16 protein-coding genes and 2 pseudogenes are annotated in these 18,085 nt (G+C 68.0%); 7 read left to right on the top strand and 11 right to left on the bottom strand.

Features of this window, described 5'->3' with window-relative positions:
* Positions 1–232 precede the first annotated feature (232 nt).
* The 4 genes and pseudogenes from AB0D53_RS39975 to AB0D53_RS39990 all read right to left on the bottom strand — a co-directional run.
* Positions 233–379 (bottom strand): annotated as a pseudogene (locus tag AB0D53_RS39975) (DDE endonuclease); the annotation flags it as partial.
* A 353-nt stretch (positions 380–732) separates the two neighbouring features.
* Positions 733–1,752: a carbon-nitrogen hydrolase family protein gene (locus AB0D53_RS39980; RefSeq protein ID WP_362454280.1), complete on the bottom strand. Its 1,020-nt coding sequence runs from the start codon at positions 1,750–1,752 to the stop codon at positions 733–735.
* Between the two features lie 201 nt (positions 1,753–1,953).
* Positions 1,954–3,861, bottom strand: coding sequence for a potassium transporter TrkA (locus AB0D53_RS39985; RefSeq protein WP_362454281.1), 1,908 nt, complete (start codon positions 3,859–3,861; stop codon positions 1,954–1,956).
* A 911-nt stretch (positions 3,862–4,772) separates the two neighbouring features.
* Positions 4,773–4,967 carry a hypothetical protein gene (locus AB0D53_RS39990; protein ID WP_362454282.1) on the bottom strand — a complete coding sequence of 65 codons (195 nt, stop codon included), beginning with the start codon at positions 4,965–4,967 and terminating at the stop codon, positions 4,773–4,775.
* A 277-nt stretch (positions 4,968–5,244) separates the two neighbouring features.
* Between AB0D53_RS39990 and AB0D53_RS39995 the strand changes: the two genes are divergently transcribed.
* The 3 genes from AB0D53_RS39995 to AB0D53_RS40005 are packed head-to-tail and all read left to right on the top strand — an operon-like array spanning position 5,245 to position 7,163.
* Positions 5,245–5,439 (top strand): recombinase family protein, encoded by a 195-nt coding sequence (locus AB0D53_RS39995; RefSeq protein WP_362454310.1) that lies wholly within the window; start codon positions 5,245–5,247, stop codon positions 5,437–5,439.
* Positions 5,440–5,466: 27 nt separating this feature from the next.
* The gene (locus AB0D53_RS40000) at positions 5,467–6,795 is read left to right on the top strand and encodes a hypothetical protein (RefSeq protein WP_362454283.1); all 1,329 of its coding nucleotides are present in this window, start codon (positions 5,467–5,469) and stop codon (positions 6,793–6,795) included.
* Complete coding sequence (locus AB0D53_RS40005) at positions 6,759–7,163, top strand: hypothetical protein (protein WP_362454284.1); 405 nt, start codon at positions 6,759–6,761, stop codon at positions 7,161–7,163. The genes AB0D53_RS40000 and AB0D53_RS40005 overlap by 37 nt, the downstream gene beginning before the upstream one ends.
* A gap of 130 nt (positions 7,164–7,293) precedes the next feature.
* On the opposite strand, the gene AB0D53_RS40010 is transcribed toward AB0D53_RS40005, so the two are convergent.
* From AB0D53_RS40010 to AB0D53_RS40040, 7 genes and pseudogenes are all read right to left on the bottom strand, one after another.
* Positions 7,294–7,635 (bottom strand): hypothetical protein, encoded by a 342-nt coding sequence (locus AB0D53_RS40010; protein WP_362454285.1) that lies wholly within the window; start codon positions 7,633–7,635, stop codon positions 7,294–7,296.
* A 142-nt stretch (positions 7,636–7,777) separates the two neighbouring features.
* Positions 7,778–8,035 carry a hypothetical protein gene (locus AB0D53_RS40015; RefSeq protein WP_362454286.1) on the bottom strand — a complete coding sequence of 86 codons (258 nt, stop codon included), beginning with the start codon at positions 8,033–8,035 and terminating at the stop codon, positions 7,778–7,780.
* Complete coding sequence (locus tag AB0D53_RS40020; protein ID WP_362454287.1) at positions 8,029–8,586, bottom strand: hypothetical protein; 558 nt, start codon at positions 8,584–8,586, stop codon at positions 8,029–8,031. Before AB0D53_RS40020 ends, AB0D53_RS40015 begins: the two co-directional genes overlap by 7 nt.
* A 187-nt stretch (positions 8,587–8,773) precedes the next feature.
* Positions 8,774–9,204, bottom strand: a pseudogene (locus tag AB0D53_RS40025) (DUF6328 family protein).
* 613 nt (positions 9,205–9,817) lie between these two features.
* Positions 9,818–10,573 carry a polysaccharide deacetylase family protein gene (locus AB0D53_RS40030; protein WP_362454288.1) on the bottom strand — a complete coding sequence of 252 codons (756 nt, stop codon included), beginning with the start codon at positions 10,571–10,573 and terminating at the stop codon, positions 9,818–9,820.
* Positions 10,570–11,529, bottom strand: coding sequence for a DMT family transporter (locus AB0D53_RS40035; protein WP_362454289.1), 960 nt, complete (start codon positions 11,527–11,529; stop codon positions 10,570–10,572). The genes AB0D53_RS40030 and AB0D53_RS40035 overlap by 4 nt, the downstream gene beginning before the upstream one ends.
* A gap of 8 nt (positions 11,530–11,537) precedes the next feature.
* Positions 11,538–12,353: an SDR family NAD(P)-dependent oxidoreductase gene (locus tag AB0D53_RS40040; protein WP_362454290.1), complete on the bottom strand. Its 816-nt coding sequence runs from the start codon at positions 12,351–12,353 to the stop codon at positions 11,538–11,540.
* A gap of 415 nt (positions 12,354–12,768) precedes the next feature.
* Here AB0D53_RS40040 and AB0D53_RS40045 point away from each other — a divergent pair, with 415 nt between their 5' ends.
* The 4 genes from AB0D53_RS40045 to AB0D53_RS40060 all read left to right on the top strand — a co-directional run bounded on the left by AB0D53_RS40045 (position 12,769) and on the right by AB0D53_RS40060 (position 17,903).
* Positions 12,769–13,863, top strand: coding sequence for a galactosyldiacylglycerol synthase (locus AB0D53_RS40045; RefSeq protein WP_362454291.1), 1,095 nt, complete (start codon positions 12,769–12,771; stop codon positions 13,861–13,863).
* Between the two features lie 685 nt (positions 13,864–14,548).
* Positions 14,549–14,791: a hypothetical protein gene (locus AB0D53_RS40050; RefSeq protein WP_362454292.1), complete on the top strand. Its 243-nt coding sequence runs from the start codon at positions 14,549–14,551 to the stop codon at positions 14,789–14,791.
* Between the two features lie 309 nt (positions 14,792–15,100).
* Positions 15,101–15,694 (top strand): hypothetical protein, encoded by a 594-nt coding sequence (locus AB0D53_RS40055; RefSeq protein ID WP_362454293.1) that lies wholly within the window; start codon positions 15,101–15,103, stop codon positions 15,692–15,694.
* Positions 15,695–17,354: 1,660 nt separating this feature from the next.
* Positions 17,355–17,903, top strand: coding sequence for a Uma2 family endonuclease (locus tag AB0D53_RS40060; RefSeq protein ID WP_362454294.1), 549 nt, complete (start codon positions 17,355–17,357; stop codon positions 17,901–17,903).
* The last annotated feature ends 182 nt before the right edge of the window (positions 17,904–18,085 follow it).

Below are 18,085 nucleotides of genomic sequence, written 5' to 3' on the forward strand. Positions count from 1 at the left end.
ACGCCACCCCCGCAACTACCTGGCCTTCCTCGGACTCGCCGCCGCACTCTGCTGCTACAAACGACTCGTCCGACTCACCACATAGGACACGGTCTAAGACAGGCGTCGATTGGACGGGGCCTGAGCTGAATCCTGCGTAACTCGTTGCGGAGCTGCGGTCGAGGCCGTCGGGAGTGGTGAAAGGGGCATTGGCCATTGCTCTGCGCACGAGTGACCAGACAGCCTCGACGGGATTCAGGGCGGGTGCATATGGCGGAAGCCGGACGGTGGTGAGCCAGTCGTGTTCGGCCTCGTACCGCTTCAGCCCCGCGGCCAGATGGGCGTTGAGATTGTCCCAACCCACCAGGATCGGTCCGTCGAGCCGGCTGTGTGCCCGCACCAAGAGGTCGCGATAGTCCTGCCAGGAGAAGCTCTTGCGGGCACCCTTGAGCAGGAGGTGCGTGCGGGGGCGGTGGATGAGACGGCTCTTCTCGCCGGCCTTGTAGCAACACAGCGCGGCGGCCGACGCCGTTGCCTGAGTGTCCCGCCCGTACCGCGGTCGGTCGAGTGGTGCGGCAGCACCCGGGGCAGTGGCGGCCGGGGTGTCGGATCAGGGTCCGAGGTGCGCGGCCGTCCCCTCCGGCCTCGTGCTCCGGATCCGCTCCGGCCGAGGCCGGAGGCGGGCCATGGGCGTGGGGTGAGGCCGACGAGCGACCGTGAAGGGCCGAAGGAACGGGAACCGCTGTCGTCTGCTCAGGCCGTTTCGGCCGCCGGGGCGGCGGTGCCGTCGTTCGGGGCGGCAGGCCATTCGCGGTGTCCTTCGTCGTGCCAGAGGGGGCGTCGGTCGACCCGTAGGCCGAGGATCTCCGGTCGCGCGTAGTGGCCGCGGGAGTCGACCCACACCTTGACGGCGTTGATGTCGGCGAGGTCTATCTCGGCGGTGACGAGCTTCTCTTCGAGGCCGGTGTGTGGGCCGGCGAGGTACTGGTTGAAGGGGTGGATCACGGCCGACCAGCCGCCGCCCGCAGTGATGTGCTTCTGCGGCCCGACGGTCGACTCCATCCACTGCAGGCACGTCTCGTCCACCGGGTTTCCGGCAGAGATGACGAACGCCTGCGCCGTGAGTGCGTGGGTCTTCATCATGGCGTCGATCTGGACGTCGGCGACGGACTCGAAGCCGGTCATGGTGGACAGACCGGGCCATGCTGCTGCGTGGATCTGCTGGCCCTGGGCGATCAGGGACTGCCGGGCCAGGTTCATGGTGTGTTCCCAGCAGGCCAGACCGCCGATCCGGCCCAGAGTGCTGTCGAAGACACTGAGGGTGGCGCCGCCGCCCTGAGCCCATACGATCCGTTCGGCGTAGGTGGGTTGGAGCTTGCGGTGAACTCCGAGAAGGGTGCCGTCGGGTTCGATGAAGACCTGGCTGTTGAAACACGTGCGGGTCCCCGCGAGGCGTTCGCTGACACCGAGAACGGCGCCGACGCCGGCACGGTCACAAGCGGCTTGGACCCGGGCGATCTGCGGACCGGGCACCTCGACGGATGCCTCGGCGTAGGCGAGGTTGGCGCCCTGCTGGTCCAGCGGGGCGTAGGCCTCGATCCAGTACGGGTATCCGGGCACGAAGACCTCGGGAAAAACCAGCAGGTCGATGCCTTCCCGGCCGGCCTGTTCGATGAAGCGGATGGCCTTGCCGATGGTCGCCTCGGTGTCCATGAACACCGGAGCGGCGTGCACCGCCGCGACAGTTCGTTTTGTGGGAGCTGGAGATGACATGTCGTAGTCCTTCTCAGAAGCGGAGCGCACCGGCAGGAACGGGCCGTCGAGCGGTGTCCGGGGCGCGCGGTCCGGATGTGGATGAATGGGTGAGCCGGTCACGAAGAAGCCTGCCATCGTTCGCAGCAACGCGCGCCTACGCCGACTGGTTCGGACGGTCGATGGCCAGGAACCGCCACCACCGTCACTGGGCTGCCACGGCTACCGGCTGCGCCCGTCGTCGCCGACAGCAGCAGCCTCCCCTTCGGCGAAGACGACGACCGTGTCCTTCGAGCCGAACACGAGCGGCGCCGATCTGGACGGATTGAGAAAGATGCCGTAGCCGGGAGGCTCCCCGTCGTGCTCGGCGAGCCGGTAGCCGATGGCGGTCTCCCCCCGTCGCCGTGCGGCCTCGATCACCGTGGCGAAATTGGCCTCGGCACCGGGAACCACGTAGTCGGAAGCCGGTTTGAGGTAGATCTCCGAGCCTTCCGGGTTGAACAGATCGGTGAACACGGTGTGCAGGTGGCGGTTCTCGGTCAGCTGGGTGAGCAGCAAGCTGATCACCTTGGTGCTCACGATGAAGTCGTCGGCCTTGGTGACCTGGGCGACCTCGCGGTTGCCGTCGTCGTTCATCTCCGTGACGATCGAATACGGGTCACCGAGCGACTCCTCGATGTCCCGCAGGTGGAGCAGGGTCACCAGGGTCCGGTCGTCCGAGGGCCCGGGGGCGATGGTGTCGTCCGAGAGCACGACGATGTGCTGGTATCCGCCCAGGTCCATGGCCTCCAGCGAGGACCTCCGCGTCGGCTCGCACGCCTTGAACCCGACCGTGAGGTTGACGAGCGTGTCGCTCAGGGAGGCCTCCGGCTGTCGTGGCGCGGCGATGTCCAGCGTCGAACCGGGTTGAACGAAGCTGTCCAGCAGTGTGACCAGCTTCGCCGTACGGGAGTTCTCGCCGATCAGGATGGTTCGGTCGAGCGTGGGCGATTGGGCCGGGGCCGATGTGATCGCCGACTCGACGATCGCCGGGCGGGCCCCACAGAGCCGGATGAGCAGATCGTCCTCGGCGACGACGAGTATCTGGTCTCCGGGGCCGATGACGGTGTCCATCGGCGGATTGACCAGCACGTCTCCCATGCCGGAGCGCAGTCCGACCGGGACGCCGAGGTCGAAGGTGTTCAAGGCGAGCCCGTACGTCGAACCCACCAGGGCAGGCTCCTCGTGGAAGTAGAACTCGTTGCCGACGAAGCTCAGCAGTTCGTTGAAGACGGTCGAAAGGCCCGTCTGCCGATGCGCCTGTGCGATGAGGCGGACCGCGATGTCCTCGGCGTCGATCACCAGGGCATCCCCGCCGGCGGCCAGTTGGGCCGCCGCCAGGTTCTCCGAGTCGTGGACGGCGGCGACGATCTGCGGGCGGCTCCCGGTCCACTGCCGGCTGTGCAGCAGGAGGAGGACCTTGATGACGTCGATGTCACGGTCCATGCCTTCAGGCGGCAGCACCATGATCGACTTGGCTGTGTCCGGGCTGACCAGTTCCAGGTCCGCCCGCACGAGAGGGTTTCCGGAGCGGCAGATGACGCGTGTGCTGCCGGGGTCGGGGATGCGGGCCCGGATCGCGTCCTCCATGGAAATCTTGTCCCGATCCGCGAGGACCACCACGCATGAGCGGCGTTCGCTCTGATTTGCCTCGACGAGCTCGGAGACCACCGTGAAGACCTGGTCCGACCAGCCCAGAACGATGGTGTGCCCGCGCTCGATGAGCCGCGACCGGCCCTTGCGCAGCTCCTGGAGCTTCTGGTTCAGACCGGTGGTCAGGACACCGATGAGCGCGCTGACGATGAAGATGCCGCCGAGCGTCACCGCCAGCATCAGACCGAGAAACACCGGGCCACCGGTGTCTCCGCCCATGGTTCCGGCATCGAGGGTCCGCAGGAGACTCATCCACGCGACACCCAGCCAGCCTCCGTTGCCCTCCGCGTCGGTATCCGTGAACAGGACGACCAAGGTCGAGACCAGCGCGATGAGTACGACCGACGAGAACGCCAACCAACTGATCAGGGCCGGTGTCCCCCGGTCCATGGTGCCGTCGAACCAATACCGGAACCGGGTTCGCAACCTGTCTCTCATTCCCCTGCCCTCCCCTTCTTCCATGGCCTCCGGGCAGGCCGTGGAATCCGTCGCCACAGCCATGGCGAAGCACAGTTGATCATTCTCCCAGTCCCATTGGGGCTCCCACTCAACGGGCGGCGCATTCAGGCCTGTTCTGGCCAGTCAGCCGGCCTGGCCAAGGGTGAGGGGCAGTGGTCTGCCCCTCCGGGTGCGCAACCGCCGGTACCTGCGGGAAGCCCATGCACGCCGGTCGAGGGCCACGGCCACGAGGAGCGTCGGGCGACCCTGGCGGCCATCGGCTTCGCGATCCCCGCCGCGAAGCGGAGCGGGACGTCCGCGGACGGTGGTCTTCGCCCCCGTACTCGTCAACCAGTATCAGTCCCCGGCCGGGCGTGCAGGAACGTCACTTGCACGGAAGGGGGAGGCCCTGACGGGCCGGTTGGCTATCAGGGCTCGGTACGGCAGTTCTGCGACATTCTGACCAACCCGGCCTACGGCTGGGGTGAGGAGTGCCTGCGGCACTTCGAGACCCACCCCGTCCAGGTGGTCTACGGCTGGAGCGCCGCGACGCATGCCGACGAGGCCGAGGGTGGGCCAGAACGCCTATCCTTCACCAGACCCAAGCTGGAAACGTCTTTCGACGACGCCGACAAGGAGGTCCTGCGTGTTCGCGGCAGGGGCCGCAAAGGTTGGCTGCCGGCCTTCCGGCCGCCTGCGACTGCTGCGCGAGCTCGCAGCTGCGGCGGGAGATCAGGGGCAGCTGCTCGCCGCCGGCTCAGGGGCCCACGTCCTGCCGGGGCGGTCCCACGACGGCCGGTGGTACGGGTCGTAGTGGTCGCCCGTATGCCCAGGCTCCCGCGTGCATCGGGCGTCCGTCTGAGGGTGCACGTCCCAGCAGTAGCAGGGGATGATGTCTGACGCCTCGTCCCTCATCGACGGGCCTTCTGCCATGCGCGGCCGAGCTCCACCATCGTGGAGCAGGCCGCCCCGGAGCGGCAGGTTGCGCAGGTCAAGGTGTGGCCGAGCAGCTTGCGGTACGCCTCGTCGCCGCAGGGCAGGGCGGGTTTCGTCAGGGTGATCGCTGGCGGCCTTTCCAGCAGGAGGAGCAGCAGCGGGGGAACCACAGGGCCGACGTGCCGTGGGCGTCCACCAGACCGGGCCAAGGTCGTACGCCGCGATCCGGGCCTCCAAGTCCTCCAGGACGAGGCGAACTCCGTCCGGGATGGCGTACTTGCCCTGCTCGGGTTGAGCCGCTGTGCGACTGAGGGTTGCCGCAGGTCGGGCTCGGGTGCAACAGTCTGCGGCACGGCCCCTTGTGCGTCATCCGGGCGCGGGGACGCCGTGAGACTCGGCAGTCCGAGCCGTGCAGTACCAGCGTGGCGCATGAGGGCCTGTTTGAACGTGCGCCGATGGTGCCGCGAAGCTGGCCACCGGCTCGGCCACACCATCTACCGGGATGAAGGACGCTCCGGGACCCTGGAAAGCGCCGACCGCCCCGGCCTGGCCGCTGCACTGACCGACGTCGAGGACGGCACCGCGGACGGCATCATCGCGCCGACGCTCGACAGGTTCGCCCGCACGGCTACGGCGAAGTGACATGTACCTCTCTGTAGCGGATCTGGAGTGCTTGTCAGCGGTTTGGATCTTCTGGGCCTGCCGGGGGTCGCGCTCGGTGAGGTTGGTCCGGTCATGACGACCGGAGGGGGCTTCTCGCTGGACGACGCCGGAGCGGACCTGCGCGAGAATGAGCCCGACATAGACCAGATCCGTGCTGACCTCACCGCCGTGACCGGCATCGTGGCGCTCACCGACTTTGCCGATACGGTGCCGTACCACCTGCTGTTCACGCCGCCGCGGGGGTCACACGGGCGCACCGAGGGGATCAGTATGGCGATGATCACGGTGGACGTGGCGGTTCCCGACGCGCTGCGGCCGGTCGTGGATGTGGCTGCGTTACCGGCGGCCCTCGGTGACGCGGGGTCGGCGTGGCTGGTGCTGTCCGAGGACGGACGGCTGGCGCGGTGGACGCCGACGACCGGCGGGGTGCAGGACGTTGCCCGGTATCGGGAGGAGAGGCCGGCGTCCGAATACGGTGGCGGCGTTCGGCTGCGGCTTCACGTGTCTCGATGTGGCCGTTGGGCGGCGGTGGTTCAAGACCGCGGTCGGTACGGCACCGTCGTCGATCTCACCACCGGTTCGCCAGCGTTGAAGTTGGACGGCGGGGATTACTGCTGTCAAACCGTCCCGTTCGCGTTGGCGTTCGCCGAACACGGTGGCCGGCCGGTGGTCGTCCATCGCACTGACTGGAACCGGTTGGATGTCACCGATCTCGCGTCCGGCGAGGTGCTTACGGCGCGGGACGGCCCGGATGGAGATGAGGAAGATGCGGAGCACGACCTCGATTACTTCCACGGCGCGCTGTCGCTGAGTCCTGACGGGACTCGTGTCTACGACGGCGGTTGGGTGTGGCAGCCGTGGGGGATGCCGGCGGTGTGGAGCCTGACCGCCTGGCTGCACGACAACCCGTATGAGTCCGAGGACGGGCCCAGCTACGCGGTGTATCCCGAGGTCTCGGAGTGGAACTGGCCGGTGGTGTGGATCGACGACGGGCGGATCGCGGTGTATGACCGGGACGATGCCGGCAGCGGTACCGTCCACGTCCTCGACCCCACCTCGATCGAACTGCGCTCGCCGGGCGTCCGATGGATCAAGGCGGTCGCGACGTTCCCCTGGCCGGTCGGCGATTTCGGCTTTTTCACCGACGGAGAGCATCTGCTGATCGCCGACGAGGCCGGTCTGCAGGGCGTCGACGTCACCAGCGGACAGCAGGTGTTCACGATCGACGGGTTCCGCCCGGCGCGTCAGGATCGACATACCGGAACGCTGATCCAGGTCGGCAGCTCCAATGCCCGGTTGTGGACACCGCCTCAGTGGACTGCGCGCGCTGGCTGAGCTGCCACTGCCCGCAGGGTGCCGAGCGGGAGAACATCCGCGAGTCCACACTGGAAGGGCTCGACACCGCCTCTCGCAAGGGCAAGCACGGCGGCCGACCGCCGGTCATCACCGACGACATGCTGCACACCGTGCTGCGGCGCCGCGCGAACGGCGAGTCCGTCGAGCAGATCCAGCCCGACCTGATCATCCCCACCGGCAAGCGCAAGGGGCGCAACCCCTCGGTGGCCAGCGTCTACCGGGCACTGGCCGAGCAAGCCAAGCGCGAGGCGTACCCCGAAGCTGCCGAGAAGACGCACGCCGACTTCGGTTCCCTCCAGGCCGGCGAAGTCCCCGGCCCCCATTTGCTACTTGTCACTTCGCCGTAGCTTCGGGAGAACAGGGCCATGAGTCCCGTGGGTTCAGCGAAACTGAGGGTCCTTCGTCGGGAACCGACGGGTGTTCAGGCTTTCTGAAGGGTTTTGATCCGTGGGTTCTGGGTGAACTCAAGCTGCTGCCTCATCGGTTAAGGGTGTTGAGCCGTGCATCACGCTGAACCTCTTCCCAGTAGTGAGTGGCCGCTGTGACGATCGCTTGAAAGTCGTGCAGCGACATGACTGCAACGTGGGGCGTGGGCGTCCCCACGGGCAGTTCGGCGGGCTCGCCGATCACGATCGCGTTCGCGCCGTGGACATACCCGCGGACCAGACAATGGTCGAGAGACTCGGCAGCCCCCAGCAGCGACGGATCATTGAGGGCGGCGTCGGAGCGCAACACGGACAGCGTCGCGGCCGGGTCAGCGTCGGGCTGGGCAAGACGCGGGTCATCAAGCCTTGCCATGTTCTGCAGTGTCAGCATCATCGAGCCGAGGATGCAGGGCTCTGAATCGCCCAGGTGATCGAGTCCACGATGAGTTGGAAACGAAAGAAACGCGCATCCCAGGGGTCACCTGCTGGGGTCAGGATCAGCCCGAATCGGCCGTCATCGGTTGAGATGCGCATGGCTATGACCTCCCGTGGTGTTCCTCGGCTTCTGATGCTAGAAGCTGCCGTGCCGAGGCCGCGTAGCGGATGGCGGTCTTCTCGTCGATGCCGAAGACGAGGGCGAGGTGGAGTGGGTCGGCACCGTGGGTGAGGGCTTCTTCGAGCTGGCGGTCGACGCGGAGCCGTTCGACGGTGGCGGTGAGGTTGCGGGTGGCCCGGGTGGTCCAGAGCTTGCCGGCCGGGCCGAGTTCGACGGCGGTCTTCTGGGTGATCAGCATGTGGGGTTGGCCGTGCGCGGCCAACGGTTGCGGCGCTGGTCGGGCCAGTCCAGGACCGCATGGCGGGTGAGGTCGTCGAGCGGGCGTAAGTGGCCGCCGACGGTGACGCGCCGGTTGCCCAGGTCGACATCCTCCAACTGCATGGTGCGGATCATCTGTGGCCGTGCCGCGTGGACGGCGGCCAGGGCGAGGATAAGCCGGATGTCTGGGGTGGTGGCGGTGGCGATGGCCTCGTCGATGTCCCCTTGGACAAGAGCCTGGAGGACGCCGCCGGTCTGCTGGGGGACACGGATGTGGATCGTGGGGTTGCGGAAGATCTGTCCGTTCTTATTCGCGTGCCGGAACAGTGACCGCAGCGCGACGATCCGGCTTTCGCGCTGTTTGCCGGTGACAGCGTCCCGGGCCGCGATGGCCGGACACCGGTGCCGTCTGCTCCAGCCCGAGAGGCGGTGGCCTTCTCGGAGCGTGGGCGCCCGAATTGCGGGGCTCGGCAGGTGACCGAGGTGCGGCCAGGAGCAACAGGGCGCCCAGGTCAAAGAGGCTGAGGGCACCAAAGCCTAGGCTCGACAGCTTCCGGAGGGCGCCGGACGCGTTCTTCCGGGCAGTTGCACCGCGCGCTGAGGTTGTGTATCGAGAGCGTCCTCGCCCAGCGCCTGCCGTCCCGGAACGGTCGGGCTGTCCCGGATGGCTGTGTCCGCACGGCTATGGGACCGCGTTCTCTCCAACCCCGCGGCGGCGCTACCGCTCAGCTGCTGACTGTTGGCGCTGCCCCCTGCGCAGCGCGAGCCAGGGCAGGGCGAGCCAGCAGACCGCGAACCAGAGCATGACTGCGCCCGCGACCGCCCAGGCGATAGCGGATCCAGTGGCGACGTGAAGGAGGAGCACCGGAGCGGCGCCGACGGTGACGCCGAGCAGGACGAGCCCCAGCGCGATCATCTTGGCTCCGGCGCGGGCGAGTTCGGACATCATCTGATGGCCGGCCAGGAAGCGGTGGAAGGCGACCGGCGCGATGACGTGCCAGTGGCGACGGCGCCGAGGACCACTGTCACTTCATACAGCAGCCGGTCGGCAGAGCTGATCTGGGTGAACCGCGGAGTGAAAACGACGCTGATCAGAAATCCGAACAGGATCTGGGCCCCCGTCTGAGCGACCCGCACCTCCTGAAGCATCTCGTTCCACTTGCGGTCCGCTCTCTCCTCCGGCTCCTCGTTCCTGCCCACCGTCCTCCTTCGTGCGCCACCACCCTGCCGCCTTCATGATTCGGGACCGCCCAGAGGTGGTGGGCAGCCACGCGGCACGGCCGGACTGCGTCCTGCGATCGGCTCGGCGTTACTACCCCTGGTGACTGCGCCTGGGCCCGGTCCGGCCTCTTCGCAATGTCGCGCCTTGCCCGACCGCGTAGCCAGGGACGCAAGCGTGCGGTCCGCTCCTCAGGTGCCGCTGATCCCGATTAGGGGAAGCGGGTCAGGGCATCCCGCGGCCGCTGACGAAGTCGCGGGCCCGGTCGGCCAAACCAGCACCCCGGTGCGAGAGCCTTGTTCGCCAGCAGAGTCTTCAGGGCGGTGGGGTACGGGCAGGTCGTCGCCATGGCCTTTCCTCCGGACCTTGTTCCCGAACTCGCCGAGGGCCTCCGAGGAGGCCTGGCACAGTGTCCGGAAAAGGTTGTCCTACCCGACCTCGTGCACAGCCACGTCGTCCATGAGTTGCCGCAGCAGCGAGCTCATCTGCGGATCGCTGGTGCTCAGGCTCGCCGAGGAGTGTCCACCGTCGGGGTCGGCGTGCTCAACCGACCCGGCGGAGGGGCGTGAGGCCGTGGTCGACGAGTGGGCCGACGGTCAGCCCCTCGGCCCGAAGGCCGCCGATCATTTCCGGCAGCATCGCGAGTGCGGGCCGCCACCGGCCGGATGCCGAGAGGTCGGCATCGTGGAGGAGGACCGTGCCGCCGCCTCGAAGTCCGCTGCGCACGGTGGCCAGAACTCCCTCGGGGGTCGCACCCTCAGTCCAGTCCCGGCCCCAGGCCGACCACAGTACCGGCCTCAACCCGGACCGCTGGGCAGCGGCCCAGCGGCCACCGGTCAGGATTCCGTACGGAGGCCGATACCACAACGGCCGGACGCCCGAGATCCTTTGTACCGCCTCGGCGGCGCGCGAGACCTCTCGCGTGTCCCGTACAACGGTGGGAAGCCATGGGCGGCTGTGTGTCCATCCGTGAACGGCGAGTTCGTGTCCGCGGCCGACGATGTCGCGTCCGAGTTCCGGGTGGCGCAGAAGACTGTCCCCAAGCACGAAGAAAGTGGCACGTGTGGACAACTGGTCCAGTACGCGGAGGAAATGCGGGGTGGAGCGGGGATCCGGGCCGTCATCGAAGGTCAGGGCGATGTGACAGGGGTGCCCGAGGCCGGCCAGGGAGGGGAGACATCTGCGCCGCAAACCGGGCAGCCAGGTGCCGGCGGGGGCGACATGCGCGGTCAGCGCCAGCGCGGACGCGGCCAACGGAACACGGAAGGCAGGGGGGAGTCTCATGGGCCGGGCATTCATCGGGATTCCGTGCCTCCGTCGTTGTCGGCCATCGGTTGCGGTCGGGCCTGTTCCGCCGCGTTGTCGTTCCCTCTCGTCGAGTCCCAGTGCCCCGCGACCGCCGGGGAGAGCGACAGCCCCACCGTTCCGGCGACGATCAGGCAGACACCGAGCGTGGTCGGCAGCAGGCGGGCGCCCAGCGCGATCCGTTCATCGAACAGTGCCTTCCCCAGCAACACGCCCACCAGCGCATCCCCGAGGGTGAGCGCCGGCTGGGAGGCGGCGAGCGTCCCGGCACGCAGCGTGCTCTGAAGCAGCAACAGACTCAACAGACCGGCGCAGCACATCGCGTACAGGTACGCCGTAGCGAAGACCGCAGCCACACCCTCCGGGATCCGGCCCGTGACCTCCTTGATCAAAGCGGCTGTGCATGCGAAGGATACGGCGGTGGCGCAGCCCAGTACCGCGGCGCGGGCGGCCCCGTCAAGGATCCGGGCGAACAGGGTCAGCGCAGTCATTGCTGCCGCGGCGGAGATACCGACGGCCAGCCATGTGCCGGCCCGTCCCGTCGTCTCACCCTCCGAGGGGCCGGCGGCGCTCAGGAAGAGTCCCAGCCCCACGGCGAGCATCAGGAACGACATCCACGTCCTGCCGTCCGGACGGTGATGGAAAACCGCTGTGCCAAGCAACAGGGTGAAGAGGAGTTCGCTCGCCATCAGCGGCTGAACCACCGACAGACTGCCGACCGCCAGCGCGCCCGTCTGGAAGGCCGCGGACAGCCCGAGCGCCGACGCGCCGGCCAGCCAGAAAGGACGGCGTACCAGTTGTGACAATCGGCGCGTCGCCTGCCGCGCGTCCGGTCTGCTGCCCGCTCCTTCGAACTCCACCTGCTCCATGGCGGCCCGCCGTTGCAGCGCGGATGCGGCGCCGTTGGCGAGCGCTGCCGACAGCGCCAGCGTCACGGTGAGAACGTTCATATGGCTCTTCAGCCGAAGCGGGTGGCGAGCCGGTGATAGAGCCCGGGGGCAACGGAGCGCACGCATCCCGGCAGACGCAGCCAGGCAGGGACGAACACCTCGTCACGGCCCGTCACGATGGCGTCCCAGACCGCGTCCGCGACACGTTCCGGCAGCATGGGCCGGGGCCACGAGCGGGTGTAGGGCAATCCCCGGCGCTCGAAGAACGGGGTGTCCACCACTGCGGGGACCAGATGGGTGATGCGTACTCCCGTTCCCCTCAGTTCGTAGCGCAGAGCATCGGCGAAGGCAGCAATGGCCGCCTTCGCCGCCGAGTACACCGCCTCACCGCGCACACCTGCGGATCCCGCCACCGATCCGATCAGCACGATGTGCCCGCGCCCCGCTGCCAGTATGTGCGGCAGCAGGAGCCGTACCAGATGGACGACGGAGACCAGATCCACGGTGAGGACCCGGTCGGCGGCGGCAACCGGCATGGAACGGAAGGAGCCGGCCCATCCGACGCCCGCCGCCGCCACGAGCAGGTCCACTCCGCCGGCGTGGTCGAGGGCCTTCTCGACCAGTTGCTCCGTACTGCCGCTCGACATCAGGTCCGCGTAGAGAGCCGTCGAGCACGTCGTCGTCGCCACATCGTCCAGCCGCTCGCGGTCGCGACCGGCGACCAGGAGCCGCCACCCGCCCTCGGCCGCGATCCGGCGTGCGACCGCGGCGCCGATACCCGAGGAGGCCCCTGTCACCAGGGCCACACCCGCCCGGACGCCCCTGCCGTCCGAAGCATCACCACTGGGCACGCCGCGACGAGCGATCCCAGGAGCACGTGACATGGCCTCTCCCCTGTCTCAGCACGGCACGGCGCGGGGTGCCCGTCCCTCACACATTCAGGATGGCGGGACATCACGTCGCCGCGTCGGGTTAGGAGTAGCCCGGACGGGCGTCGGTAAACCGTCCGTGCCCATGCCTCACTGCACCGCACCGCTCTCACCCACAGAATGGAAGAGCCGGATTCCGTGTCCCTTCCGACAAGTGCTCCGAATGCTCGCCGGACGAAGGTGGTCATGTGCCTGTTGGTCACGCGGCCGAGCCTCCGGCCGCGCATCGAATCCTCGGACGGTCGGGGGTGGTTCCGCTGCGACGAGTGAAGGCGCCTTCCACGCTGCCGGCTCCGGATGGCGACAAGGGACTCGGAGGGCCGGTAACTGCCCCCTCCTGTACCAGCGCCCGGACGAGGGGGCACGAGAGATGAACATGGCGCCCGGGCGCTTCCTCATCCTGAGCGCAGGCATGGGTTACGGTCACCATGCAGTGGCCGCCGAACTGACCCGCCGCCTGGAGGCCGGCGGAGGGCTGACGACGACGGTCGATGTCCTTGATCTGCTGCCCACTGGTATCGGCAGCGGACTGCGCTCCTTCTACCGGTCGGTCATCTGCCGGGCGCCCCTGGTCTATGCCGGCCTGTACGCAGCGTTCTTCCGCGCCGGGGCCGGCCCCCGCCCCGGGAGCGCCCCCCTGGCCGCCCTCGCGGAGCGAAGGTTGCTGATGCTTGTCGCACAACAACGACCGGACGTGATCGTCCCCGTCTTCCACCTCGCCGCCCAGCTCACCGGCGGGCTCCGCTCGCGCGGCGCGCTCCTGGTCCCGAGCGCTGTCGTCGTCACCGATTTCGCTGTTCACCGCCAGTGGATGCATCCGGGCAACGACCTCCATCTGTGTCTCACACCCGACGTCGCGCATCAGGTGCGGCGAACGGTAGGGCGCCCAGCCGTCACCTCCGGCGCTCTGGTGGCCCCCCGGTTCCACACCCTGGCGCCGACGACGGCGGACTGGCAGCAACGGTCCGACTCGCCGGACCGCCCGCCGGTACTGATCTCGACGGGTGCCTGGGGCGTCGGCGCCCACCTGGGACAGACCATTCGGTTGGTGGCTTCGGCGGGCTACAGACCGGTCGTGCTCTGCGGCACGAATACACGCCTGCGCCGGGACCTGTCACGCATCGCCCATGCCGATGCCAGGGGCTGGGTCGACGACATGCCGGGACTCATGACGGCCTCCCGGGCCCTCATCGACAACGCGGCAGGACAAACCGCGCTCGAAGCGATGGCTGCCGGATTGCCGGTGGTCAGCTATCGGCCCATTCCGGGGCATGGCAGAGAGGGCGCCCGACGGATGGCCGAGCACGGTCTCACCGAGTACGCACCGGACCCGTGGGCCCTGATCCGGGCCCTGGACCGCCTAACCGCTTCTGGCCCGGCGCGCGAGCTCCGCATCACCACGGCCCGCAGCCTGTTCTCCGGCGCGGGCGTGCGTCCTCTCGAAGCTCTGGTCCGACAGGGCTGAACGCCAACCACCGCTACGAACGTCAACTGGACAATCACCTGCGCGGCGCGCCGCAGTGCTGCGTCGCTACAAGCGCCTTCTCCGGATCACCACACAGGGCACCGTCCACGGCCGGCGCGCCGTACGCGATCGCTGTCGGAGATCCGGTCAAGGGGCCCTGGGCCGCTCCTTGACGTCTGTGTCCACGTGGGTGAGGGCGCCGGTCCCTCGTGCACGTGCATAACACCGGTACCGGGCGGAGCTCGTCGTACATCTCACGTCAGCAGGCACAGGACCGCCTTCTCAACGGCTTCCTGGGTGGCCGGCCCGCCAAGGACTGCGCCCTCGCCAGCCGAGGACGGCGGCAACCGTGAGGACCTCCTCGAAAAGCTTGATGACCCGTGGGCCGATGTACGAGGCCAGGCATACCACGGGCGTGTTGCCAAGGTACTCGCTGACCTCGTCGCCTCGTTGCCGACGCGGAAGAAGCCCCGGTCGCAGATCACTCGGCGGAATGTGTCGCGGGCATCGCGAGGACTCGAATCCTGAGGAGGCCAGGGGAGTGATTTCGCCAGCAGGCCAGGGAGCAGTGGCACGCAGTGCCGGAGGATAGGTGCGCTCTTTCGCTAGTGTCCAGGGGGCGCCGCACCTTCACGGGCCTGCGGGTGCCACGCTCATCGATTCCGGCAGCAAGGGGTGCTTCTCCATGGCCATGTGCGAGGTCTGCCACAACGACTACGAGATGGCGTTCGAGGTACGTACCGCGGAAGGGGTGGTTCACGTCTTCGACAGCATCGAGTGCGCAGCCCAGAAGATCGCCCCGACTTGTGTCAATTGCCTGTGCCGCATCCTCGGCCACGGTATGCAAGCCGACGGACAGTTCTTCTGCTGCGCACACTGCGCACGTGAAAAGGGCTTGTCCCGGACCCAACTGGTGGATCACGCCTGACCCTCCCGGCCCGGTCGCTGGAGCGGACCGCGGTGCCACCCTCCTCTCCATGGGTGCTGCTCAACGGTCGATCAGTCGGCAGTAGCGCTTCGAGGAGCCCGCCGACGGCCGGGTCGGGAAGTGCCCGGGCAGCATCAATCGGGGTGGCCATGAGGTCAACAAGGTTCCACGGCAGTCGCCAAGCAGAGGAGCCCAGTCCCCTCGGCCACGGCCTGCGGAACGGGTGAATTCCTGCCGGCGGCACTGACACTCCTGACCAGCCCCAACCCACTCATCAGGGAGTCCGCTTTCCAGGATGCGCTGGGGCCCGTGACTCACCAGAACAACCTCTGCGAGGCCACGGTGCCCGTGGCGCTCTACGTCGCGGCGATCCTCAACCACCCGGCTGTCACGGCCGGCGACTACAGTCAGGACGCCAAGACGCCCCCAAACCGTCCAACTCTCGTGCGGCTGCTCGAATGGCTCGGCAACACCGCCTACGACGCCGACGATGAGTGCGTTGCCATTGACGAACGTCTCTACGGTGAGGGATTTCTTGATGAGTACGAGGAGATGCGTGCATTTCGGGACGCGCGCCCGGCATTCCCCTCCGCTGTTCGTGCCCTCCTTGGTCATGACAACGCCGATGTGCGCCACACCGCCCTTGTCACTGCCATCCCCCTCATAGAGCACCCCCGCCTCACCCAGCACCAGGCCGCTCTGGCCAGCCACGCCCGACGCCTACTGGCCACCAGCACTGACCGGCACCACCGAGACCGCGTCCTGGACGCGCTGAAGGCCTGGGGTCACGACACCAGCAGCCTGGAGAACGCGTCAGACATTGCAGCCCATGAGCACTACACCCTCCTCAGAGCTGCACGCGCTTCTTGGGAAGGCGGCTGCAGCGAAGACCCGCCGTTCTGACTCAAGGTCCAAAACGCACCGAATCATCCAATGATCACCCTGCGTTGTCGCACCACAAGAAGTGGACCGGGGCCGCTGGAAGTGAACGAAGCCAGCATCGCGTCGGCCGGCCACGAGTGGGCCCGTTTTCTGGGCCCGCGGGGGTGGTGCCGAGAATGCTTTTGCTGGACGGCCACGCAGCCGAAGTCGGTGTGGTTGGTGGAATCGCGCCGTGGGGGTCGGTGCGGCCGGGGAACATTGCTTCGCCGAAGCAGGGGCGGCTGGCGGAAGTCGCACTGCCGGACTGGGCAGTGTTGAGTGGGTGCGGGGCGCTCTGATGTTTGTGGGCGTGCGAGATCTGGCTTTGCGTCGGTGGGGTGTGCGAGAGGGCAGACTGACGTGGCGCCAAGGGAACACATGTACCAGGGGAACATGACGAAGCCCTTCCCCAATGGAGAGAAGGGCTTCGTGGGTGAGCGCTGGGCAGGCCTTGCACCTGCATTTCCCCGCGGGAAGCGGGGCGTCTTTCCTTGGACCACCAACGCAGTGTCAGCTGCCGCGATTCGCGGCGAACTTCCAAGATCGACTATAGCGCATGCGATCCTGATGAGGTACAGCACCGGCGGGGAACGGCCATGCCCAGGCTCCGCGGCGGCATCACGACCAGCCGGCCATTGCCGCGCTCGGCACGACAGGACCGGGCTTCTCAGCGCATCGGCCGCCTGTTCAAGTGAGGCCCGGCCGAGGCCGGCGGCCTGCCTGAGAGCCTTTCAGTACGGTTCAGGGACCGTATTGCAGATCCGGGTGAATGCCACGACCTGGCAGCGGGCCTCGTGCCTCCGGGTCGCCCTGCAGAAGACGGACTCATCAGGCGCTGGACGCGTCCAGTGTGCCCCGCCGGAGGTCGAGTCCGACGCGGACCTGGGGGTCCATCTGCGTCACCACGGGGTCGCGGGTGGCACGCAGAACCATGCTGCTCTCCAAGGCGGAAGGGGGCGTGCGCCCTGCGCGGGCGTCCAGGGCGGGTCCGGCGGGATGTTGGTGGCGCCACAGTTCCAGCAGTCCCGTACTTCGGGCAGCCGCTACTGCTCGGTCCAGAACCCGGCCGGCTTCCCGTACACCACGCAGTCCGCGTCGCAGCGCCAGCACTCGAACTCGAAGTTCACGACGTGTCCCTCCCCCGGAATGTACGGCCGCCACCTTCATAACAGGGGCGCTCTGAGAGGGCGACCACGCAACAGCGGGGCGCGGTCCCTACGACGCTCTTCCTCGCCGATGCTGGGCTTCGTCAAGGTCACTGGCCGGCACGGTCGGCGAATCATCCTCGCCCCGGTTTCGGCCTTCAACCAGGCCGTCGTACGCCCAGTCCTCCCAGCACCTCTCGCACCACCATTCCCCAGGAGCGACGTTCACCAGGTCGTCGAGCATCGGTAGGCCATGGCACTTCCCGCAGCGTCCACCCATGCGTTCGACGGTCCGTCACGGTTCTGCCCGTGGGGAGGGAGCCAGGCGGGGCGCACGGGCGCTCAGGCCCAGCTCGGAGCCGTTATCTGCACCATGCGGCACGCGTGCCACGGCCGGCACGATTCTGCGCGGCGGCTCGTCCCGCCCGTGCCCAGCGCGTCCCCTCACGCGATCGGATCATGATGCTGTTGAGCACCACGCACAGGAGCGTGACCCGATGACCAGCGCACCGGACCACGGCCACGGCATCGGCACCGAGCACGCCCTCAAATACGCCATCCAGCACATCCGTGGAGACCGTGTCCAGATCATCGAGCCGGTGACTTCGACCTGGGACCACGAACGCGCCGCAAAGCTGGTCCGGCGGCAGATCGAGGACCGGGTCGACGAAGTCAGCTGCATCGAAGGATCCGGGAACCTCGACCTGCCCGTAACGTCAAACTGGCACGTCCCCGACATCGCCGTCGTCCCCGAAACCCTCGCGAAGGGCGGCGCACTCCTCCCCGGCCAGACGCGCCTCATCGTCGAGGTGGCGTCGGAGTCGAACGCCGAAACGGACCGGGTCGTGAAACGCCGCCGGTACGCCGAGTACGGGGCCCCGCTGTACCTCCTCGTCGACCGGATCGAAGGTGGCGTCACCCTGTTCTCCCAGCCCGGCCGGCTCGGCTGCACCCGCGTTGACGGCCCGCACCCCTTTGGCACGGTGGCACGCCTGCCCGAGCCGTTCGACCTGGACCTGGACACCAGCCGCCTCGCACCGTCCTGACCTTCCACACCCCCACAGGCCCCGAGCAAGTGGCTCTTCGCTGCGGAGTCGAGGTCAGCGGAACCAGGCAACGAGTCGCACATGGTCCGCTCCTTGGAGTTGGCTGAGTGTCCTCATCACGCTCCAGACCGGCCCTCAGTTGCTTGCGTCTCCGGCGACCGATTCTCGGCTCCGCGCGCCGG

Origin of the sequence: Streptomyces sp. NPDC048295 (genome assembly GCF_040652135.1) — a bacterium.
Lineage (GTDB): Bacteria > Actinomycetota > Actinomycetes > Streptomycetales > Streptomycetaceae > Streptomyces.